This window comes from Hydrogenovibrio crunogenus (assembly GCF_004786015.1).
GTDB lineage: Bacteria > Pseudomonadota > Gammaproteobacteria > Thiomicrospirales > Thiomicrospiraceae > Hydrogenovibrio > Hydrogenovibrio crunogenus.
Map to the genome: position 1 here is coordinate 1027092 of NZ_CP032096.1, position 22372 is coordinate 1049463.

A 22372-nucleotide genomic window follows, 5' to 3' on the forward strand; every position below is an offset into this window, starting at 1 on the left:
TTATAAGACAAGATGAGAAAAATCCGGCTCTGAGAAATGAATGGACTTTAAAATTTTGTCTTTGCGGTATTGCTTACCGTCGGAGCCGATTTGATCTTGGTCGGATCGAATGACAAAAAAATCTTCGACTTGATCATAGACGACTTTCACCCCAAGCTGGTCGTCATAATGTTTGACGGTTGCATCGGCTTCGGCCTGATTTTGACAAAACTTAGAAAAGTTAGAGCGCACCACTTCTTCAAAAACGGCTTGCGACGTTGCAAAAGGGTTCGCCAACTGCATTTTTTCCAGCACATATAGAATCGACATTTGCGAAGCCGCCATCGGTTCAGGAAGATCTAGATGATGTGTGATTCCCCATGCCACAAATAGCATATCACCCAGCGCATCCAGCTGTTCGGTTTGATCCTGTTCATCATAAGCGTCTAAAAATTCCTTGGCTTCTTCATCATAAAAAAATAAATGATTAATGCCATGCTGGTGTGAAGCGGTATTTCCGGCAACGTTTTGCCAGGAAGCGGTCGGTTCTAAAAAGATTTTTCTTGCATCGTCTGAGGTAAATAGTTGCTGTCTTAGTGTCATGGTTGTCATCTTGTTGTTTTATTGAAAATTAGCCAGGCCTGGTCAAAATATGATCTTATTACCAAGTGATCGTATTGCCGCACTTTTCGCTGATTTGCTGTAACTTTCCGTTATGAGCTGCCAGTTCTTCGGCTGACGCCTTCAGGACTTTGAGTGGTGCACGTTGCGTGTTTAAATTTACTCGAGAGGCATCACTTGAACTGCCTTCTTCATCCGCCAGAACCAAAGCCGTTTGTCCGCCCGTCATCGCAAGATAGACATCCGCTAGGATTTCCGAATCGAGTAGGGCGCCGTGAAGCGTTCGGTTTGAATTGTCGATTAAAAAGCGTTTGCAGAGTGCATCCAACGAGTTACGTTGTCCGGGATACGCCTTACGCGCCATTTTTAAACTGTCGGTAATGGTGCAATGGTCTTCGATTTTTCCCCACTTGTTGTGGGAGAGTTGTGACAGTTCATGATTGATGAAGCCAACATCAAAAGGGGCGTTATGGATAATCAACTCCGCACCGGCAACATACTCCATAAATTCATCAACCACTTCTGCAAAAACCGGTTTTCCTTCCAGAAATTCATTGGTGATTCCGTGTACCTCAATGGCGTCGATCGGCACATCTCTTTCAGGCTGGATGTATTGATGATAGTTGTTATGTGTCAGTTTGCGTTTGATGAGCTCAACCGCTCCGATTTCAATAATTTTATCGCCGTTTTTCGGGTCAAAACCGGTTGTTTCCGTATCTAGCAATATTTGGCGCATGCTTGGGTCTTTCTCTTTAATCTTGATGGTTTTTTTCGGGTAGAATACCCCTATTCAATATTTGTATTTTAATGTAATTTGAGAGTGATGAGTATGAGAATTAAAAAAGGTAGTGAAGTCACTTTTCACTATGAACTCAAAAATGATAAAGGCGATCTTTTAGACAGTACCTTTGGGGGCGAGCCAGTCCATTATGTTCATGGCGAAGGCGAAATCGTTGAAGGGCTTGAAACTTTTCTAGAAGGAGAAGAACCAGGGTTTGAAGCAAAAGTGACCATTGAGCCTGAAAAAGCGTATGGTGTGACGCGTGAAGATTTAGTGGTGTTTGCCTCGCCTGAAAATTTTGATGATTCTGTTGAATTAAAAGTTGGCGAAGTGGTTGAAACCGAAGACCCTGAAGGGAATATGATTCAGTTCCGTATTGTTGAAATCGAAGAAGACAAAGTATTCTTGGATGGAAACCACCCTTTAGCTAACCAAACACTGGAATACCGTGTTGAGGTGGTTGAAGTCGCTTAAAGTCGATTGTGTCTTGCATAAAAAAGGCCCCGAATTCGGGGCCTTTTTTGTATTAACTCAATCCGTTCAGGAATGCTTAGTCTAAATCTCCGCACTTCATGTTGCCTGGTACGGCAATATCAATTCGTTTCGGGTTAGGAAGATTCAGGTTGTCCATGATGGTTGAGAAATCTTCATAAGATTTGTTGCTACCTGCACGATGGTTGAATTGCTTTTCCTCGCCGATAGTCGACTGGCTGAAGCCTTTATAATCGTGCGCCGGAAACACCATGGTGTCTTCTGGCAACTTGAATAAGATTTCCGTCAATGAATGATACATGGCTTTATTGTCACCCAGTTGGAAGTCTGTTCGACCACAGTCTCTGACCATGAGCGTATCACCAGTAAAAACGGCACCTTCAATTTGGTAAGTGATATCGTTATTGGTGTGTCCTGGAGTATGTAGTACATGGATTTCCTGGTCACCCAGTTTAAAAACATCGCCATCCACAGCGAGGATGTCAGCACATTCAGAGCCAGAGTTTTTATGCACCACCAGTTGTCCGCCCATGCGTTTTCTAAGCGGGCCCGCACCAGTAATGTGGTCGGCATGGATATGCGTTTCTAAAAGGTATTTAACGTTTAATCCCAGTTCTTTAATGTGCTGTTCATCACGATCCACTTTTTCCAGAACCGAGTCGATGACAGCAGCCTCTTTAGTCGTTTCATCCCAAAGTAGATAAGTGTACGTCCAAGTGTCGTAATCAAACAATTGTCGAATTTTCATATTTAGGAACTCCTTTGTTCAGGTGCAAAACAACCTTTTTCTAAAGGTTTGTTAAGGATGCTTTCACGATTTAGTAACGATGCATTATCCTCTTTTTTAAATAAATAAACAAACGCTAATATTGCAACAAATGTGAAAGAAACATCTGTAATAAAAACAACTTATCGCAGAGAATAAATAGAAATTCGTAATTGTGCAAGATAAATGGAAGATGTTTACGACAATACCGAAAAATAAACGATTAAGGGGTTATGATCTGAAATTTCCGGGACATCCAATGCTTGTGATTTTTCGACAGAGAGTCCCCGATAAAAGACATAATCAAGCGGTTGCCAATTAAGGGTTTTTATCGCTTTATGCGTTGGGTAGCGAACTTCTGTCAGGTTCAATTGTTTAATGGCGGTGTTGAGGGTTTTAACCCGTGTTTTATTCCAGGTGTTAAAGTCGCCACTGAGTATCATCGGCCCTTTTTTCTCAGACAGAAAATGCCAAATCAATTGCAATTCTTTTCGAAAGGCGCTATGAGAAACAAAGTTGATTGCATGAATGTTGACATGGGTTAAAGTTTCACCATTTTGTAGTGGATGCTCGGTAATCAAGGCTGTTTTGTGGGTCATCCAGCCCAGTTCTCGACTTTGTGTTAGACATTGATGATGGGCTTTCATTTCAAAAGCCGATGCGGTCAGAACCCCGAAATGTTTTTTCTTTGTTTCAATGTTGGGGGCCATAATGAAAGGTAAGTTAAAGAATTTATGTTGAGATTGTCTGGCCGTAGCTTCTTGTAATGATAGCAGGTGAGGCGGATCAATCGGCAATAACTGTTCTATTGGGCGATGAATAAAATGTGAAAAATCGACCTTGTGTAAATTCCAGGTTAACAAACCAAAATAATTTGGAAGGGCGTCCTTATTTTCAGAGTGTAATAAATGGGATATCGGGGTTAGTTTGGGTTTATACATGTGAAATCGTCAAAACTTTATAGAATCGGTGCAATGGTTCGAGTCAGGTTTTCTAGCAGCCGGCGAATTTTTTTATCTGACGGGTGATAGGGCATACTTTGACTGATCAAGTTATCAATCCAATCGGACAGTAGAGCAATGAATTGTTTGGAATAGGTGATATTGGAAACTTCGTAGTTAATGAATAAAGAACGGTAGTCTAAATTGGCTGAGCCAAAAAGTGCAGCTTTATCATCAATGAGTACCAGTTTTGCATGCATCATGCCATGCGCGTAGCTGTGAATTTCACCGCCATGTTCTAAGAAATCACGCATAAAAGATCCTCTGCCTAAATCAAAAATAAGATGATCTGATGTTTCAGGTGTAATCAGAATCACTTTCACGCCGCGTTTGATGGCAATCATCAAGGCATTTACAATTGCACTGTCGGGAATGAAGTAGGGGGTGACAAGGACAATTCGGTGTTTGGCAAAATAGATACCTTGTAAAAGAGATTCAAATAAAGCATCGCTGTTAATGTCCGGTCCAGAAGGGATTGTTTGCATAAATCCTCTGGTAAGCAGCGGTTTATCAAGCACCGTTCTCTCAGTGTGAATACGTTCTTGCGTGGTGTAGTGCCAATCTTCATTAAATATTTTTTGGTAGTGCTCGGTAAGGGGGCCTTCTATTTTAAATAGCAAATCAACCCAATAACCTTCTTTGGGTTCATTCTCTTTTGAACCAAAATAATTGTTAGATAAGTTCATACCGCCCGTAAAAAGGGTGTGATGGTCAATCAAATAAATTTTACGGTGGTTTCTTAAATTCAACTGACTGTTAAACACGTTTTTGAATAAGGGTTGAAAAAAACTGTATTTCCCGCCTGCTTCGGTCAATCTGGCAAGCTGCCCCTGGTTGCGATAAATACTCAACGACCCAACGGCATCCATTAATAATCTGACTTCGACACCCGACTTAGCCTTTCGAATGAGCACGTCTAAAATTTCCTGTCCGGTCTTGTCTAATTCAAAGGAATAGGTTTCCAGACAAATGTGTGACTGAGCATTTTCCAATGTCTGCATAAACTGCTGATATGTCTCGACGGCATCCTGATGAAAAGTAACATTGTTTCCAATGCTGGTGCCGTCAATTTGATTGGCAAGAAGAAGGGTGTCATTGAGTCTGGCTAACCCTTTCTTAGGGCGTGACGATATTAAGGTCGGCAAAGAGATGTTGGGTTTGTTCTTCTTATAAAGAAGTTTTCGTGAGCCGAAAATGACATAAAAGAAAATTCCGACAAACGGCAACAGAATCAATGCCAGGATCCAAGCCATTAAATTCTGGGGCGAGCGGCGTTGGTAAAGCATATGAAACATTGCGATCAGAACCAGCACGATATTGAGCAGGTAAAAACCGATAACTAATTCGCTTGTTTCATATTGCATAAAAAACACACTCGTTTTTTAAAGGGTTAGGACGCTAAAACAACCAGGCCTGGCCATATTTTCAGCCAATCAACTCTGATTTTAAAACCATTTTTTCCATTTTAACAGTATCAGTTGCAGCACAACGATACCAATTAAAAGTGCCACAAAAATAAAGAACGCGTTGGCATTATTGGCGCCAGGGATGCCTCCTACATTGATGCCGAGTAACCCTGTAAAAAAGCCCAGTGGTAAAAAAATGGCCGCAATGATGGACAGCACATACATACGTTCATTGAGCTGTTCTGAAACACGACTGAGTAATTCTTCGTGGGTGACGGCGGCTCTTTCTCTTACCGCATCAATGTCTTCAATGTGACGAACGAGTCGATCACTGGTTTCGCGAATTTCCAAGCGGTGAGCATCATTGAGCCAACTGATTTTCTCAACCATTAAGCGGCTGAGTGCTTCGCGCTGCGGTGCTAAATAGCGCCGGAGTGTAATGGTCTGCCGGCGTAATATGGCCAAATCGAAGCGCAGGGTCTCTCGGTTTTCGGATAAAGCATGACTTTCAAGTTCGCCCGCGCGATCTTCAAATAAATTGATGGTATCGCTCATCCGCCAAACCAAGCGATCAGTTAGTGAAACTAGAAATTCGGCGCAGTCACTTGGGCCGTTGCCTTTTTCTAATTGAAGTAAAATATCCTGAATAGAGAGTAAGTCGCGTTTACGTGTTGAGATGATTCGATCATTATCGACCCACAACCTAACCGACACCATGTCTTCAGGATCTGAATCCGGGTTTTGGTTGACCCCTCTTAATGCGATCAACAGACCATCTCCTAATGTGACAGCACGTGGACGGGTTTCTTCAGTTAATAAAGCTTCTGCGGCTAACGACTCAAGTCCGCTTTGGTTGCTTATCCAATCTTTAGAAAAAGCGCCAGTATAGTCAAAATGCAACCAAAGCTTGCCTTGAGAAGGGGTCCAATCTTGAACAGCCTGCCAATCCAAGAACTGACCACCGCCAGTTCCATCGAGTAAATAAGCATGGATTAATCCGGTGTTGGGTGATTGTTGCTGCATAAGGATGACCTTGTCGAATTAAGCGGAAGAAAATATGGTTAAGCATTCTTTCTAGAACATTTTGATGAGATGTAAGAAAGCTGTCAATCAGATTCTATAGCATTCTTGTATTGTGTTAACGCATTTATGGAGAGAATTAACATTCATTGGCGCACAGTGTGCGCCGTGTTGAAATGACAGGGTTTTATTGTTGGTTTTGTCTTTTTCCAGACCCCATGCCTTGGCCTTGACCCATTCCTTGACCTTGACCCATTCCTTGACCTTGACCCATTCCTTGACCTTGGCCCATGCCCATTCCTTGCCCCTGGTTCATATGGCCTCGGTTTTGAGGTGGCATATCCGGCATTTGCACTCCTCGCTCTTTCGCACGCTGCTGCATGCGTTCATGGTTTTCTTGACGGATTTGATTTCTTTCGGCTTCGGTTTTAGCGGCTCGTAGTTTCGCGCGATGTTCCGCTCTTTCCTGCTGGGTCATCATTTGACTGCCATAAATCTGAGAGGAGCCATCACCTGGTGCGGCCATTAAAACCCCACTACTTAAAGACAGCGTGCCTGCAAGTGCGGCAACAATTATTGAATGTTTCATCGTTGTAACTCCTTATGTTTGGGATATCACTAAATGACAGTGATCATCTCAAATCCAATATGGAGATATTTTCACTATCATTAATTAATCATAGTTGAGGATTATTACTTAGTCAACGAATAAGATGATAAGTCAATTCAGCTTTGTATACCGTGCTAAGCACGTAGGTTTACTCAGATTTTATAAATTTGCTGTGTTCTTTGATGAACGCTATATTAGGCGTTTGGAAACAAAGGTTAAGCAATCCTTCATGAACTCTCTATTAGAGGGTAGGGGAGGGTTAGACTTGAATGTCTTCTTTGATATTTAGTTTAAAACCATTATACTGAAAATTGCCTATTTTATTTAGATTGTGATGATGCATGTCAATGCAAACAGGAGGGAAGTATGGCAACTCAAGAAGTAACACAGTTAAAGAAGGATATTGAAGCGCTTAAAGGTGATGTTCAACAACTTTCTCATACGATCAAGGAACTGGCTCAAGAAAAGGCTACTGAAGGAAAATCTAAAGTATTTGATGAGCTTCATATTGATGACTTGAAAGAACAGTTGGACGCGTTAAAATCTAAAGGAAAAGATGGCCTTGGCGCAGTAGAAAATGAAATTCAATCACACCCCTTTCAAAGTACGGCGATAAGCTTTGGGATTGGATTTTTAATCGCGTTAATGATGAATAAGAAATAAATGTCTAAAGTAACGTTGTCGGAATTCATTATTTCTGTGGTTGAGCTGGTGGAGGCTCAATTTGAAGAAATGCGGGTGTCTCTTCATAAAAGTGCATGGAGCATGGCCTTCGTTTTGGTTTCTTCACTCCTACTCTTGATTGGTTTTTTGTTTTCCTTGTGGGGCATTAAATTAATTGTAGAGACCTATGTTGGAGAGACAGGTTCTTACTTTGTGTTATCTGCTTTAACGCTGATACTGTCTTTTCTAGTAGCAAAGGTGGCAACATGGGTAGCCAAAAAATAGCCCGCCTTAATAAAGTCACGGCCATGCTTGAAGGGCGTTCTTGGACGCACCGAAAGCTTCCTTTAGAGGTTGCCAAGGCAAGAGTACGGTTGAAAGATCCTGGCGTTGAAATAACGCAAACCTTGCAATGCTTGAACCAAGGTAATGGAAAAGAAGCGCTGGCCTACTTTATATGTGATAATTTTTTAACGCCTATCGTGGTTAAGTGGTTTACCCAGAAAAAATCTTCTCAACCTGATCAAAACGAGGACGGGGAGCTCGTTAAAGAATGACGGTTTTATGAGGAAATATGTATCGAATTTTAAAAAATGCGCTTTTATTAGGCCTGATTATCCTGTTATCCGCTTGGGGATGGACCCTTTATCAACAGCATGAAACGTCTAGTCAGGACATTCTTCCGGTGTTTGAACCGGATAAAGTTAAAGCAAAAGAAAGTGTTTCAGAATCAGATTCGACCCAAAAAAAATCTGAGAATCTGCCAGAATTAAACTTGAATATTCCTCGATTCCTTTCTGACGACCAAGGGAATAATGCTGATGAAGAGGGTCCCAAGGCAAATATGTCAACGTCTTCAGTTGTCAGTCCATCATCCTCGCAATCGATTAATGAGTTGTTACCGGAAAAATCCGTTCCTAAAAAATATTTTAAATATGGCTATGAAGGAAAAGAGGAAGATATTTATAACTTGAATCTTGGTGTGGAGAAAGATAATTTAAACGTAAAATTAGGTGTGCAAGCGGATAAGGATCGTAATACCAATATCAATTCAGTTGATATTGAAGTGAAACTACCTGAATAGTTTCCTAGAAAAAATAGCCAGGCCTGGCTATTTATTGGTCATCGATTAATAAAGTCAGGTCCGTTTTACCACCGGGTTTGAAAAGGGGTAACAGTAAGGTCCATTGCTCCGGCTGTTCGCACAACAGTTTCCCATCTCGACTCTGTTATAAAACACCAATAGGTTTAACAACAAAGTTTGCGGTGTACTCCAAGCAGTGAGGCGGCGTAATGGTTTTATCATGTTTTCTTCATTATGACAGCACTCTTGGTAAAAACTCCGTTTTAATGGGCTTAGCATGAATGATTGAAGTGAGAAGGTTGGTTTGAGAGCTACGTAAAATTAATTGTGAATGGTTTCATTTTACCTCGGTCTATGCTAGTGTGCTAACCGTCAAATTAAAAAAATTAAAAAGAGAAGGATTGTTATGTATTTTCTGAAAATGCCGCTTCGTCAAACTTTAACGGCCATTGCCTTTATGACAGGCGTTTCTGTCATGTCTCAAGTTCAAGCTCAGCCGACAGCACCGGCAGCTGCTCCGCACGGTGGTGGCATGCAACAAATGCCAAAAATGACGCCGGAGCAACAATCCATGATGATGGAACTGCAAAAAACGCAGCAGCAATTGCAACAAACCCAACAAGAATTACAAAAAATTCAACAGCAGGTTTATAAAGAATCTCCAGAACTTCAAAAACAACGAGATGCATTGCAATCTAAAGTTTCTGAAAAAATGTCACACGGCGGATATGACGCGGATAAAGAATTGAAGAAAATGAATGCGTTGGTTGATAAATATCAGAACAGCAATGAGAAACCCTCGCAAGCCGAAATTCAAGAGTTTCAAGCCAGTCAGCAAGAATTTCAGTCTCGCCAGCAAAAGGTTTTTCAAGACCCTGAGATTCGTAAAATGGCAGAGAATCTGCAACAGAATGTGAAAGCGAAAATTCAGGCAACGGGTCCGAAAGGAAAATCTTTGATTGTTCGTTTAGAAAATCAAATGAAAAAACTTCAACAGTTGCGTCAAAAAGCCATGGCGATGATGCGCAGCAAATAAGCGATACCTTGATGCCATAAAGACGAAAAAGCCGCTTTAAAGCGGCTTTTTTATTGGGTTTAGTTTAAATAATTGTTAGTCGTTGGGTAATCGTTTCCCGTTCGGGTTTGGGCGCATGGTGAGAAGGTTCTCGACTTCATGCTGTTCGTATCCCCGTTCTAAAGCATATCGAGCCAGCGCATTTGCCCGGGATTGCAATATTGAAGTATCCATGCCATTTTCAATGGCTTCTTCTAAACAGCTTGAGAGCATCTCTAGGGTATCCACCTCGTCTTCATCCTGATGCAACCCTGTTTCCTTGAGACGTTTGAGATTCATATCAAACTGTTCCAAGAGTTGACGTGCTTTTAAGGTTTTTTTGATGTCAATGACGGATTCTGTTTGTGACATAACCTACCTTTTTGGGTTGTGTCTTTCAATTTATTCAAATTCTTATTTAAAACCCACTTCAGTTTCTATTCAAGTATTAGATGGTATTAAATTTTAACCCGTCGCAATAACTGTGCATTTAAAGCAACAATCAGCGTGCTTAATGACATTAGAACCGCGCCAACAGCTGGTGAAAGCAGAATCCCCCAAGAAATGAGAGCGCCTGCGGCAAGTGGAATCGCAAAGATATTGTAACCCGCAGCCCACCAGAGATTTTGAACCATTTTTTGGTAGGTGGCTCGTGACAATGAGATGATTTTAGGAATATCGCGTGGATCTGAGCGAACTAAAACAATATGACCTGCTTCAACCGCGACATCGGTCCCTGCACCAATGGCGATTCCCACATCGGCTGTGGCCAATGCGGGGGCATCGTTCACACCATCACCGACCATAGCCACTTTTTTTCCTTTTTGCTGTAAGGTTTGTACCTTGTTGGCCTTATCTTCGGGTAAGACTTCTGAAAAGACAGTGTCGATGCCAAGAGATTCCGCCACTGCATTAGCCACTGCCGAATCATCTCCTGTTAACATGGCCACTTCAATGCCATGTTTGTGTAGCGCATCTACAGCTGCTTGGCTTTCTTTTCGAATGGCATCGGCAATAATGAAAACAGCCAATGCATGAAGATCTTTAATGAGATAAATGGCTGTTTGACCATTATCGGCGGCATTTTTAGCCGTCTTGAGCAAGGCATCTGGAAACTGAATATTTTCCGCTTTTAGCAAGGATGCGCCTCCCATTTTATAATTTGCGCCTGAAATGGTTGCACTCACACCTTTGCCTGTTAATGCGTGGAAATCTTCAACATCAACAAGAGAGAGGTTTTTTTCCTGAGCGGTTTTTACGATGCCTTTTGCAATAGGGTGTTCGGATTCAGATTCGATGCTGGCGGCAATGCTGAGCATGTCATCTTCTAATACGTTGTCGGCTAATCCGGTTTTGACAACACGGAATTCACCAAGTGTGAGTGTTCCCGTTTTGTCAAAGATGACAGTGTCTATTTTTCGAGCTTCTTCCAATCCTCGTCTGTCCCGAATTAACAAGCCATTTTGCGCACCTAAGGTCGTTGAGATAGCAACCACAAGAGGAATTGCCAAGCCCAATGCATGAGGGCATGCGATCACTAACACTGTCACGACCCGAATGATAGAGAAGTCGATTGATGCACCGATAAATTGCCAGACAATCAAAGTTAATACCCCACTGGCGATGGCGACTGCTGTCAACCATTGTGCGGCACGGTCTGCCAAATGTTGTGCACGAGATTTTGATTTTTGAGCCTCGGCCACAAAACGCATGATACCGCTGAGTTTGGTGTCGTCTCCGGTTCCGGTGACTTTTACTCTCAGTGAACCGGAGCCGTTAACGGTTCCGGCGATAATTTCGTCCCCTGTTTGTTTTTTAACTGAACGGGATTCTCCGGTAATCATCGATTCATTCAGATCGCTTTGCCCTTTACGAATGACCCCATCAACCGGCACTCGGTCACCTGGTTTGACCAGGATAATATCGCCTTTTTTTAATTCACTTACCGGGAGTTCATGTTCGCCGGAGTCGTCAATTTTCAGCGCTGTGTCGGGCAGCAATTTGGCCAGCTGATGCAGTGCACCTTGTGCTTGGTGAATCGAACGCATTTCAATCCAGTGACCCAACAGCATAATGACAATTAAAGTGGCCAGCTCCCACCAAAGCGACTGTGCTTTAATGATTTCCAGTTGCACCACCCAAGAAAAAATAAAAGCCACGAGGATCGCAAGTGAGATGAGCGTCATCATACCCGGTAATTTTGCTTTGAGCTCGTGCCAAGCACCTTTTAAGAACACCATGCCGCCATAGACGAAAATGAAAGTAGATAGGGCAGGAGCCACCCATTCTGAACCCGGAAATTGCGGTGCTTGGTAGCCTAAAAGGGTTTGAATGTGGGGCGACCAAAATATGACGGGCAAAGAGAGCCAAAAAGAAACCCAGAATTTATCTCGAAACATGCCCGGTGAGTGGCCTTGGTGCTGATCGTGATTATGATGCGCGTGCGATTGATGCTGTGTGTGATGGTTCATGCGGACTCCTTGTCGGTTTGGGAGCGATGTTTGTATTATCCTAAACCAGTCTTGTCAATCGGTCAAAGAATATAAGCTTAATTACTTATTTTATATAAGGTTTTTGTGATGGTAAGCGACATACGGTTCAAAATAACCAGGCCTGCGTTAAACCGGACGGGTGGCGCTAAAAACGGTAAAATAAGTTAAATGAAACAAAATATTATGGCGACAGATTTCAGTAGCATGCGACTCAATAAGCTCATCAGTCAAGCAGGACTGGGTTCCAAAAAACAAGCGGATGCTTGGATTATGCAAAACCGAGTGACGGTTAATGGGCAGGTCGCCAGCGTCGGACAGAAAGTCAATCAGCAAGATCAGGTTTTGCTGGATGATCGCCCGGTTGATTGGTCTCCAGAGGTGCTTTTAATGGCTTACCATAAACCGGTTGGTGTGGTTTGTACCCATGACATATCGGTGGCTAATAATTTAGTGGTGACGACAGGGCTTACACGGCATTTTTCCGCAATGGGACGTTTAGACAAAGCCTCTGAAGGTTTGATGATTCTGACCAACCAAGGGGATTTGACGAATCGAATTTTACAGCCGGGATTTGCCCATGAAAAAGAATATTGGGTTGAGGTTGATCAGCCATTGACAGACTACTTTTTAACTAACATGCAGCAAGGGGTTGAGATTATGGGACAGATCACTCAACCTTGTGAGATTGAAGCCACCGGAGAATACTGTTTCAAGATTGTGCTTACGCAAGGCCTGAACAAACAAATACGCCGAATGTGTAAAGCATTGGGGTATCGAGTGTTGCATTTGCAACGCATTCGCATAGCTCAGGTTTGGCTGGATGATTTGCCCGTGAATACGCTCAGAGAGTTGAATGACATGGAAAAACTGGCTTTACAACAACTGCTTCCATCTTAGTCCTTATCGTGGGAAAGCACCATTGTTGATATCGATGCAGACACCATTGATATATTCTGGTGAGGCCGTTCCCAACCAGCCAATGGTTTCCGCCACTTCTTTTGCCGTGGCGAAACGGCCAGTAATGACATTTTGTTTAAAAGCCTCGCGACGAGCTTCTGGAATGACTTCCAGCATATCTGTCTCGGCCGGGCTGGGTGCCACGGCATTAATTAACACCCCAGCAGGACCGAAAATTTTTGAAAAACTTTTGGTTGCGTTAATCAAAGCGGCCTTGCTCATACCATACCACACATCGGGATGGCCGATTTGGCCAGCAATAGAAGCATTATTAACAATACGACCACCACCTGATTTGGCCATTTGTTCTCCGATTTCTTGCATGAGCCTGACAGGGGCTTCCAAATTCAAGGTCATTAAATGGTGAACTTTTTCTTCGGGGTAGTCATTGTATGGAAGAGAGTACATAATTCCGGCGTTATTGATGAGCACATCGATTGGGTCGAGCTCTGCGATCAGATCGGGAATTCCTTTGATATTCGACAAGTCATATTCCACCATTGTGATGCCGGTGTGATCGGCTAATGGAAAGGTTGAAAAATCGCGCGCCAAAACAATGACTTCATACTCGTGTTCTAGAAAATAACGAGTGGTTTCAAGCCCTATGCCTTTATTTCCACCGGTAATTAATGCTGTTTTCATAATCGTTGGTTGTTTTTGTAATCAATTGAATTTTAGCCTATCACAAATTGTATTTGAGCGTAAATGGTTTGATTATGAAGTGAGAGGAAATTGAAATTATTTTATTGAAAAGACTCTATAAAGTGGCGTAAAGTAGACACTAAGAAGCTTAATCTAAATGTAGACTTTATCAGGATGATAGAGCGCGCATAAGGAGTGGACGATGAACCACGTTGTAAAGCTCAATACAGGGATGGTCTTGCTGATATTGTTGGGTGTTTTTTTGTTAAGCGCTCCGGCATTCAGTGCTGAAAGAACCGATACGGTTCATCCACCCGTTGTCCAGTTGACGATTCAGGATGCGATTGGTCCGGCGACAGTGGATTATATTGAGCGGTCTTTAGAAAAAGCCGCCCAACAGCATGCGGAACTGGTGATGATTCAATTGGATACACCAGGGGGACTCAGTTCCGCAATGCGGAGCATCATTCAAGCGATCGCCCGTTCTCCTGTACCGGTGGCCACTTTTGTCGCACCTTCCGGTGCCCGTGCCGCCAGTGCAGGCACTTACATTCTTTATGCCAGCCACATCGCCGCAATGGCTCCCGGCACGAACCTCGGCGCCGCCACCCCTGTCAAAATAGGGGGCATTTCCTTACCAAACCCTTCTGAAAATTCTCCAGATAAACCTAGTAAAACTGACTCCGAAGATGCCAGTAAGCGTAAAGCGATGAATGATGCAGTAGCTTATATTCAGGGGCTTGCACAATTACATGGCCGAAATTCGAAGTGGGCTGAAAAAGCAGTCAGGGAAGCGGCCAGCTTGCCGGCAAGCGAAGCATTGAATCTGGGTGTGGTTGATTTGATGGCCGATAACCTGCGTGATTTGTTGCAACAAGTCGATGGCAAGGCAGTGACATTAAACGGGCAGACGATTGTCTTAGACACAGCAGGTGCGCCTGTTGTTGAGTTGGCACCGGATTGGCGCAGTGAATTACTGAGCGTGATTACCAATCCCAATATTGCGTATATCTTATTGTTGATTGGGGTCTATGGATTGATTTTTGAGTTTCTTAATCCAGGTGGCATTGTTCCTGGCACCATCGGTGCGATTGCATTGGTGTTGGCACTATATGCTTTCCAACTCTTGCCGATTAATTATGCCGGCATGGCATTGATCCTTTTAGGGGTCGGGTTGATGATTGGTGAAGCCTTTGAACCCAGCTTCGGCATTTTAGGTATTGGGGGAACGGTAGCCTTTGTGTTCGGCTCTATTATTTTGATGGATACCGATGCGCCAGGATATGGCATCGATCTTTCGGTCATTATCACATTTGCCGTCATCAGTGCGTTGATATTGATTGCGGTTGTTCATTTAGCGCTTAAATCCTATCGTCAGCCGATTGTCAGCGGCGTTCAAGAACTGGTTGGGGGCGAAGCCAGAGTGGTGGATGATTTTGATCACCAAGGTCACGTGATTATTCATGGTGAGCATTGGCAAGCCATGAGCCAAACACCGTTGAAAAAGAATCAGAAGGTTAAAGTGACTGGACTGAAAAATTTGACGTTAACGGTGGAACCGGTTGAATCGACAACAGAGGAGAAAGCTTATGACGGGCTATAGTGTGTACATTGTACTTGCAGTGGTGTTGCTGTTTTTTATCAGCGCCATTCGTATCTTGCGCGAATATGAAAGAGGCGTTATCTTCATGTTAGGGCGTTTCTGGAAGGTGAAAGGGCCGGGGTTTATTCTGGTTATTCCCATTATTCAGCAAATGGAAAAAGTCGATTTGCGAACCATTGTGATGGATGTGCCCAGTCAGGATGTGATTTCACGAGATAATGTGTCGGTGCATGTCAATGCGGTAGTCTATTTCCGTGTCATCGAACCGGATAAGGCGATTATTCAGGTCGAACATTTTAATGAAGCCATCAGCCAGTTGGCGCAAACGACTTTGAGATCGGTGCTTGGGCAACATGAATTGGATGAAATGCTCTCGGAACGTGACCGGCTGAATGCGGACATTCAAACCGTGTTGGATCAACAAACTGATGCCTGGGGGGTGAAGGTCAGTAATGTGGAGATCAAACATGTCGACTTGGATGAAAGTATGATTCGAGCGATTGCCAAACAAGCGGAGGCTGAAAGAACGCGTCGTGCCAAAGTCATTCACGCAGAAGGGGAGATGCAAGCGTCGCAAAAATTATTGGAAGCCGCTCAGATTTTGGCAGAACAACCACAGGCCTTGCAGCTTCGCTACCTGCAAACGCTCACGGAAATTGCCAATGATCGATCCAACACCATTGTCTTTCCGTTGGAGTTGATAGAGTCTTTGTTTAATAAAGCCAAATAATCGCCAGGCCTGACGATTACCGGATCTGAAACATTGAAAAGCGAAGGCTTTAGCGGGTGAGTTTATGCACTCGAAAGGTTCGTCCCTTCAGCTTGCCTGCACCCAGTTGTTTGAGGGCTTGTTTGAATACCGATCGAGTGACGGCAACATACGATTTTTTGTCGGTAATTTTGATTTTACCCACTTGTCCGGCATTCAGAACGTCATTGGCCGTTAATGCCCCTAAAATATCCCCGGGACGAAGCTTGTTTTTCTTACCGCCATCAATCAATAAAGTCACCATCCTCGCTTGAAGCGGCGGTTGGTTCAGTAGGTTGGCATCCGGTAACGGTTCAGCTTGAATGTCCTGATTCAGGTATTCAGCCAGTGTGGCGACTTTATAACTTTCTTTGTCGCTAATAAAACTGTATGCGGCCCCCTGACTGCCGGCGCGTCCTGTTCGACCAATACGGTGGACGTGCACTTCCGGATCATGGGCTAAGTGAAAGTTGACGACCGCGTCCAGCGCCTCAATGTCCAAGCCGCGAGCCGCGACATCCGTTGCGACTAAAATCGAAATACTTTTGTTCGCAAACTGAATTAAGGTTTGATCTCGGTCTCTCTGTTCCAAATCGCCATGCAATGCCAAAGCACTGAATCCTGCATCGCGTAACATATCGGCCACCATCTGAACGTCTTTTTTGGTATTGCAAAATACCACACCAGATTCGGGCTTAACTTGTAGCAGCACCAGTCGTAACGCCTGTAAGCGTTGTTCCGTGCTGTCGACGTGATAAAAATGTTGGGTAATGGTGCTGTCATCATGCTTGGATGCCACTTCCACACGAATTGGTTGACGCATAATGCGTTGACTGATCTGTTCAATTTGTTGTGGAAAGGTCGCGCTAAATAATAAGGTTTGTCGCTGCTGGGGCAACTGCTCGATAATCGTATCCAAAGATGGTTGAAAGCCCATTTCTAGCATACGATCGGCTTCATCCAATACCAGCACTTTGACTTGATCCAACGTTAACCGTGCTTTTTTGAGATGGTCTTCAATCCGTCCGGGTGTGCCCACAACAATATGCGCACCTTGCTGTAAAGAACTGATTTGTGGCCCCATTGGCATGCCACCGCATAATGTGAGCACTTTAATGTTTTGTAATTGGCGCGCCAATCGACGAATTTCGTTTGCCACTTGATCCGCCAGTTCACGAGTTGGACACAGTACTAACGCTTGTACGTTAAAATTTTTCACGTCTAATTTTTGCAGCACGCCCAAGCCAAACGCGGCTGTTTTTCCCGAGCCTGTTTTGCCTTGAGCAATCACATCTTTGCCATCCAAAATAGGCGGTAAGCTCTGTGCCTGAATGTCGGTTAAAAAATGATAATCTAAGGTTTTCAGATTGCTTAAAAGATCAGGATGAAGATCAAGAGTTGAAAAAGCTAAAGGGCTAGAAGTGGATGATGAGGTACTCAAAAAAGCGTTCCTTACGGTGAAAGATGGAAAATAATCGTGGGATCATGATGTGGCGGTATTATAAAGCTTTTAATCCGTTAAAAAGACATTAAAAACAATAAGTTTTAATGTTGTTGAATAAAAACGGTAGGCCTTTAGTTAAGGCCTTTTAAAGCTATCTTGAGGTAGCAGTTCGGCTGATACGATTTAATACCGTTGATATTTTTTCTACTGCAGGGCAGTTTTCTGTCTGGTGGCGTTTCGCAATATAAGCGGGATCGTTATAACTTAACCAAACGTTTGCCTTTTGGTCTTTCCAAACCAAAGCTTTTAAAGGCATATCTATGCCAATAGTTTGTGCGCAGCGCATAAAAGGTGTGCCGCCTTTGGGATTGCCAAATATCAATACCGATGTGGGGCGTAATGTTTGCCCAACGGATTTGGCGCCCGCGGTGTGATTGACTTTGATAAAAACCTTTAAGCCGTTTTCTTTGACAGCGGTTTCCAGTTTTTGCATGGTTTGATTAACTGAATACGGACTTTTAATGGAGATTAATCCGTCGGCGGACCATGCTGGGGCAGAGATTATCATAAAAATCGTTATTAAAATAAAACGTAAACTTTTCATTTTGCCACCCCTCTTTAAATGTTCGGTGAACCGGTAAAACCGTATTTCAAGTTACCCTATGCCTCTTTATAAAGGTTGTCAACGATAAATAAAGAATTTTTTACGGTAACTGGTTGATTTTAATTGCAAATGGGGGGTGGTTGTCTTGAAAGGCTATTCATTGTTTCCATCGTGAGGTACGTTTTTTGGAGGATGTTTTCGTTCTGGTTGTGCTCAAGTATCACTCATTTTTGGCAAACCTCTTCATCTAGCGTAAAATGCGTTTCTATTTTAAATTCGAGTGTCTTTTTTCTGTTCCCATGTCTGAATTGATTGATTTTTGCGATAAATCTGCTGTTATAAAAGCCGTTGACCAAGCGTTGGTGAAGGATCGTTTTTTTCTGTCTAAACAATTACAACGGTTTAACGTGGATGCAAATACCTCTCAGACTGACTTTGATGCATTAAAAAATGACCAGGCCTGGCTGAAATTCTGTGACCGGCTTGCTAAATCCGTTGCAGCCGTTCAGAAGAATCAACAAGCCGTTCCCAAAATCACTTATGACAACTTGCCTGTCGCTGAGCGACGGGATGAAATACTGGCGTTGATTCAACACCATCAAGTGGTAGTCATTGCCGGGGAAACCGGGTCGGGAAAAACAACTCAGATTCCAAAAATCTGTCTGGAAGCGGGGCGAGGGGTCTTCGGTCGTATTGGGTGTACGCAGCCGAGAAGATTGGCCGCGCGCAGTGTGGCGGAACGCATCGCAGAAGAACTCGGTTCGAGCCTCGGACAACTGGTAGGCTATCAGGTTCGTTTTCACGATCAAGTGCATCAGCAAAGTTTGTTAAAAGTGATGACCGACGGTATTTTGCTGGCCGAAATTCAGAATGATCCTTATCTCAATCAATATGACACCATCATCATCGACGAAGCCCATGAACGCTCCATCAATATCGATTTTCTACTCGGCATCTTGAAAAAACTGTTGCCAAAACGTCCCGATTTAAAGCTGATTATCACCTCGGCAACGATTGATACCGAGCGCTTCGCCTCCTTTTTTGAAGGGGCGCCAATTATTGAAGTGAGTGGTCGTACCTATCCGGTAGAAGTGCGTTATAACCCGTTGGTCAAAATAGAAGATGATGACGGCAATGAGTTTGAGCAGGATATTCCAACGGCGATTATGTATGCCTTGGAAGAATTGTCTGAAATAGACCCGTTTGGGGATGTGCTGGTGTTTCAGGTGGGAGAGCGCGACATTAAGGAAACTGCAGAGGTGCTCCGTAAACAGAATTTAAAGAATACCGAAATTGTGCCGCTTTATGCTCGCTTGAGCATGGCAGAGCAAAACAAAGTCTTTCAAACCTCGCAGAAACGTCGGGTCATTTTATCCACCAATGTGGCAGAAACGTCTTTGACCGTGCCGGGCATTAAGTTCGTGATAGACCCAGGCCTGGTCAGAATCAGTCGTTATTCAGTGCGCTCTAAAGTCCAACGGTTGCCGATTGAGAAAATCTCGCAAGCGTCTGCTAATCAGCGCGCCGGCCGTTGTGGTCGTGTCAGTTCGGGTGTGTGCATCCGGTTATACGATGAAGACGATTTCAAGAGCCGTCCGGAATTTACGCCACCGGAAATCCATCGCACATCGTTAGCCACGGTCATTTTACAAATGACGCAGATGAAACTGGGGTCGGTGAAGCATTTCCCCTTTATCGAACCACCGGAAGACAAAGCAATTAATGATGGCTTCCGCCAGTTGCATGAAATTGGTGCGTTGGATGAAAAGCGCCGTTTGACTGAAAGTGGCCGTCAGCTCGCGAAATTGCCTCTCGATCCAAGAATGGCGAAAATGGTATTAGAGGGTCAGAAAAACGGTGTCTTGGTAGAAGTGTTGATTATCGCCTCAGCCATCAGTATTCAAGACCCGCGTGACATGAATGAATCGAATCGTCAAGCGGCGAACCAAGTCCACAAGGTCTTTGAAGATCCGCGATCAGATTTTCTGTTCTTTTTAAACTTATGGCGTTTTTATGAAGATAAACGGCGTCATTTAAGCCAAAACAAATTGCGTAAACTCTGTAAAACCAACTTCCTGTCGTATTTGCGTATGAAAGAATGGCATGATTTGTTTTTCCAGTTAGAAATGAGCTTGAAGCGCATCGGCGTTAAAGTCGGTGAGCTGCATCTGTATGAAGAAGTCAAACAAGGTAAAACCGTCACAGAACGGCTGTCTGATACGCATTCAATGGCAGTTCATCGTTCCTTGATGGCCGGGTTGTTGGGCAATATTGCCATGCGTGACGATGAAAATACCTATCTCGGTGCGCGTAATACCAAGTTATTTATCCATCCGAGTTCGGTGTTGTTTAAGCGTAAGCCAAAATGGATGTTGTCGGGTGAACTGGTCGAAACCACTAAACTGTATGCCCGCAATAACGCGGTGATTGATGTGAACTGGGTGGAAGGCATTGCGCCACACCTGATTAAGCACAGTTATACCGATCCGCACTGGCAGAAAAAAGCCGGGCAGGTTGGTGCATTTGAATCGGTAACACTTTATGGGTTACCAATTGTGAACCGTCGTCGTTGTAATTACGGCCCGATCAATCCGAAAGAAGCCCATAAGATTTTCTTGCGCCATGGGTTGGTGGAAGGGGAGTTGAACTCCAAAGTGGCGTTCTTTGTGCATAACCAAAAAATGATTGCGGAGATTCATCATATTGAATCGAAATTGCGCCGCCCGGATTTTTTGGTGGAAGAAGACGTGTTATATGAGTTTTATGCGGAGCATATTCCAGGGCATATTTATAGTCTGCCGGCATTTGAAAAATGGGTGCGCAAACTTGAAAAAAATGATCCTGAGGCACTGAAGGCGCTCTATCTAACGCAGGATTTTTTGTTAAAACAATCGTACGACAGTCGTTTAGACGTAGAATATCCGGACCAATTACAGATTAAAAACCAGCTCGACCTTGATGTCGATTACCATTTTGAACCGGGCAAAGCCCAAGATGGGATGGTAGTGAAAGTCCCTTTATCAGCATTGAACTTGGTCCAAGCTGAAGATTTCGAATGGTTGACGCCAGGGTTGCTGAAAGAAAAAACTGCCTTTTATATCAAAGCTTTACCAAAACAACTTCGCAAACAGTTCATTCCGGCTCCGAATACGGCTGAACTGGTATTGAAAGAAATGGCACCCAATAAAAAATTGGATGGGCGAAAAGCCGATTATGTCACTCAACTGGTGTGGGCGTTGAATCGACGCGCGCAACAAAAAGTCGCCACCAGCGATTTTGAATCGGTTGATTTACCTGAATACCTAGAACCTTACTTTGTGTTACAAGATGATAAAGGTAAAAAGATTGCTGAGCAGGCCGACCTGGAGGCCTTGAAAACGAATTATCAACACTTGGTTGATGCTCGAATTCAAAAACACCAATCAAAGAAAGCGCCGGAAAATCGTGTGATTGACCGTTGGGATTTCGGTGACCTAGCCGACTCTCAGACGATTCGAACACAAGGGGTGGAGATGGTGGCCTATCCTGCGTTACAAATATCAGGCGAGTCCATAGAGTTGGCCTTGTTGGGAGATGAAGAAACTGCCCAAGCACATCATGCTGAAGCGGTCTTGGCGTTAGTGAAAAAAGAGTTGGTCGAAAAAGAAAAATATTTGCAGAAGAAATTGCCGATGCAAAAAGCGTGTTTGTGTTACGCGCCTTATGGGACGTGTCAGGAGTTGACGCAACAGGTGATAGATCGCGCATTGTTTCAATTGATTCCTCAACCGGAAAAAGTTCGGCAGCAAGCGGCATTTGAAGCAATTCTAGAAAATGCCCGTTCTCAATGGATTGAGCAAGCGCAACAGGTCGCCTCGCAAGTGAATGCTATTTTGACGGCGCATCAGAAAATTGCCAAGCAAGTGAAAGGGAATGTGAATCCGCGTTGGTTGGCTTCCGTGGCAGATATACGTTCACAACTAGACCAGCTTATCAGCAAAGATTTTGTAAGAGTTACTCCCGAGGAATGGTTTAAACAGTTACCTCGTTATTTACAAGGCCTGGAAAAACGCCTTGCTAAGATTGATGTGGATCCGAGTAAAGACCAGAAAGCAATTCGTGAGATTCAACCGATTTTGGATGCTTATGATGCTCTGGCAAAAGAACCGGCGTATCAAAATCACCCAGGCCTGGTCGAAATTCGCTGGCTAATTGAGGAATTGCGCCTATCTTTATTCGCACAACCGATGAAAACCTTGAAGCCGGTTTCAATTCAACGGATACAAAAAAAACTGAAAGCGCTGTAGTCCTGCTCTAAATGTTTTTTACTGCTATTGGCTTGGTCCAAAATAGATGATTGAAGAATGATTGCTTTCAAAAAGCATTGTTTGTCAGTTTTGATCTCTTTCTGATATACTCGATTGTA

Annotated in this window: 22 protein-coding genes; 10 read left to right on the forward strand and 12 right to left on the reverse strand. The window is 43.6% G+C overall.

Annotated features, from left to right (window positions below; genetic code table 11):
• Together GHNINEIG_RS04925 and dnaQ are read right to left on the reverse strand one after the other, a co-directional pair.
• Complete coding sequence (locus tag GHNINEIG_RS04925; protein WP_189636929.1) at window positions 1-582, reverse strand: pyrophosphohydrolase domain-containing protein; 582 nt, start codon at window positions 580-582, stop codon at window positions 1-3.
• 58 nt (window positions 583-640) lie between these two features.
• Entirely contained in the window at window positions 641-1336 is a 696-nt protein-coding gene (dnaQ, locus tag GHNINEIG_RS04930; RefSeq protein ID WP_135795616.1) for a DNA polymerase III subunit epsilon, read from the reverse strand.
• Window positions 1337-1429: 93 nt separating this feature from the next.
• Between dnaQ and GHNINEIG_RS04935 the strand changes: the two genes are divergently transcribed.
• Complete coding sequence (locus GHNINEIG_RS04935) at window positions 1430-1855, forward strand: FKBP-type peptidyl-prolyl cis-trans isomerase (protein WP_135795617.1); 426 nt, start codon at window positions 1430-1432, stop codon at window positions 1853-1855.
• A gap of 76 nt (window positions 1856-1931) precedes the next feature.
• On the opposite strand, the gene GHNINEIG_RS04940 is transcribed toward GHNINEIG_RS04935, so the two are convergent.
• From GHNINEIG_RS04940 to GHNINEIG_RS04960, 5 genes are all read right to left on the reverse strand, one after another.
• Window positions 1932-2621: an MBL fold metallo-hydrolase gene (locus GHNINEIG_RS04940; RefSeq protein WP_135795618.1), complete on the reverse strand. Its 690-nt coding sequence runs from the start codon at window positions 2619-2621 to the stop codon at window positions 1932-1934.
• A gap of 215 nt (window positions 2622-2836) precedes the next feature.
• Window positions 2837-3580 (reverse strand): endonuclease/exonuclease/phosphatase family protein, encoded by a 744-nt coding sequence (locus tag GHNINEIG_RS04945; protein WP_135795619.1) that lies wholly within the window; start codon window positions 3578-3580, stop codon window positions 2837-2839.
• Between the two features lie 17 nt (window positions 3581-3597).
• A complete protein-coding gene (cls, locus tag GHNINEIG_RS04950; RefSeq protein ID WP_135795620.1) occupies window positions 3598-5004 on the reverse strand; it encodes a cardiolipin synthase in 1407 nt (468 codons plus the stop codon).
• Window positions 5005-5085: 81 nt separating this feature from the next.
• On the reverse strand, window positions 5086-6069 hold the full coding sequence (zntB, locus tag GHNINEIG_RS04955) for a zinc transporter ZntB (RefSeq protein ID WP_135795621.1): 984 nt from the start codon (window positions 6067-6069) through the stop codon (window positions 5086-5088).
• 184 nt (window positions 6070-6253) lie between these two features.
• Window positions 6254-6655 (reverse strand): hypothetical protein, encoded by a 402-nt coding sequence (locus tag GHNINEIG_RS04960; RefSeq protein ID WP_135795622.1) that lies wholly within the window; start codon window positions 6653-6655, stop codon window positions 6254-6256.
• A gap of 387 nt (window positions 6656-7042) precedes the next feature.
• Here GHNINEIG_RS04960 and GHNINEIG_RS04965 point away from each other — a divergent pair, with 387 nt between their 5' ends.
• The 5 genes from GHNINEIG_RS04965 to GHNINEIG_RS04985 all read left to right on the forward strand — a co-directional run bounded on the left by GHNINEIG_RS04965 (window position 7043) and on the right by GHNINEIG_RS04985 (window position 9459).
• Entirely contained in the window at window positions 7043-7339 is a 297-nt protein-coding gene (locus GHNINEIG_RS04965; protein ID WP_135795623.1) for a DUF883 family protein, read from the forward strand.
• Window positions 7340-7624 carry a hypothetical protein gene (locus GHNINEIG_RS04970; protein WP_135795624.1) on the forward strand — a complete coding sequence of 95 codons (285 nt, stop codon included), beginning with the start codon at window positions 7340-7342 and terminating at the stop codon, window positions 7622-7624.
• Window positions 7606-7896, forward strand: a complete 291-nt coding sequence (locus tag GHNINEIG_RS04975; protein ID WP_135795625.1) for a hypothetical protein — start codon at window positions 7606-7608, stop codon at window positions 7894-7896. Before GHNINEIG_RS04970 ends, GHNINEIG_RS04975 begins: the two co-directional genes overlap by 19 nt.
• A 17-nt stretch (window positions 7897-7913) precedes the next feature.
• Window positions 7914-8423 (forward strand): hypothetical protein, encoded by a 510-nt coding sequence (locus GHNINEIG_RS04980; RefSeq protein WP_135795626.1) that lies wholly within the window; start codon window positions 7914-7916, stop codon window positions 8421-8423.
• A 406-nt stretch (window positions 8424-8829) separates the two neighbouring features.
• Window positions 8830-9459 (forward strand): OmpH family outer membrane protein, encoded by a 630-nt coding sequence (locus tag GHNINEIG_RS04985; protein ID WP_135795627.1) that lies wholly within the window; start codon window positions 8830-8832, stop codon window positions 9457-9459.
• A 75-nt stretch (window positions 9460-9534) separates the two neighbouring features.
• On the opposite strand, the gene GHNINEIG_RS04990 is transcribed toward GHNINEIG_RS04985, so the two are convergent.
• Window positions 9535-9849 (reverse strand): hypothetical protein, encoded by a 315-nt coding sequence (locus tag GHNINEIG_RS04990; protein ID WP_135795628.1) that lies wholly within the window; start codon window positions 9847-9849, stop codon window positions 9535-9537.
• 86 nt (window positions 9850-9935) lie between these two features.
• Entirely contained in the window at window positions 9936-11948 is a 2013-nt protein-coding gene (locus tag GHNINEIG_RS04995; RefSeq protein ID WP_135795629.1) for a copper-translocating P-type ATPase, read from the reverse strand.
• Between the two features lie 189 nt (window positions 11949-12137).
• Here GHNINEIG_RS04995 and GHNINEIG_RS05000 point away from each other — a divergent pair, with 189 nt between their 5' ends.
• Window positions 12138-12866: a pseudouridine synthase gene (locus GHNINEIG_RS05000; protein ID WP_223260941.1), complete on the forward strand. Its 729-nt coding sequence runs from the start codon at window positions 12138-12140 to the stop codon at window positions 12864-12866.
• A gap of 3 nt (window positions 12867-12869) precedes the next feature.
• On the opposite strand, the gene GHNINEIG_RS05005 is transcribed toward GHNINEIG_RS05000, so the two are convergent.
• A complete protein-coding gene (locus GHNINEIG_RS05005; RefSeq protein ID WP_135795630.1) occupies window positions 12870-13568 on the reverse strand; it encodes an SDR family NAD(P)-dependent oxidoreductase in 699 nt (232 codons plus the stop codon).
• A 202-nt stretch (window positions 13569-13770) separates the two neighbouring features.
• Here GHNINEIG_RS05005 and GHNINEIG_RS05010 point away from each other — a divergent pair, with 202 nt between their 5' ends.
• Both GHNINEIG_RS05010 and GHNINEIG_RS05015 read left to right on the forward strand, forming a co-directional pair.
• Window positions 13771-15171 carry an NfeD family protein gene (locus GHNINEIG_RS05010; protein WP_135795631.1) on the forward strand — a complete coding sequence of 467 codons (1401 nt, stop codon included), beginning with the start codon at window positions 13771-13773 and terminating at the stop codon, window positions 15169-15171.
• Window positions 15158-15901: a slipin family protein gene (locus tag GHNINEIG_RS05015; RefSeq protein WP_135795632.1), complete on the forward strand. Its 744-nt coding sequence runs from the start codon at window positions 15158-15160 to the stop codon at window positions 15899-15901. The genes GHNINEIG_RS05010 and GHNINEIG_RS05015 overlap by 14 nt, the downstream gene beginning before the upstream one ends.
• 49 nt (window positions 15902-15950) lie before the next feature.
• On the opposite strand, the gene dbpA is transcribed toward GHNINEIG_RS05015, so the two are convergent.
• Both dbpA and GHNINEIG_RS05025 read right to left on the reverse strand, forming a co-directional pair.
• A complete protein-coding gene (dbpA, locus tag GHNINEIG_RS05020; RefSeq protein WP_135795633.1) occupies window positions 15951-17360 on the reverse strand; it encodes an ATP-dependent RNA helicase DbpA in 1410 nt (469 codons plus the stop codon).
• Window positions 17361-17514: 154 nt separating this feature from the next.
• Window positions 17515-17967, reverse strand: coding sequence for a DUF302 domain-containing protein (locus GHNINEIG_RS05025; protein ID WP_135795634.1), 453 nt, complete (start codon window positions 17965-17967; stop codon window positions 17515-17517).
• Window positions 17968-18266: 299 nt separating this feature from the next.
• On the opposite strand from GHNINEIG_RS05025, the gene hrpA reads away from it, so the two are divergent.
• Complete coding sequence (gene hrpA / locus GHNINEIG_RS05030) at window positions 18267-22253, forward strand: ATP-dependent RNA helicase HrpA (protein WP_189636930.1); 3987 nt, start codon at window positions 18267-18269, stop codon at window positions 22251-22253.
• Window positions 22254-22372 lie beyond the last annotated feature (119 nt).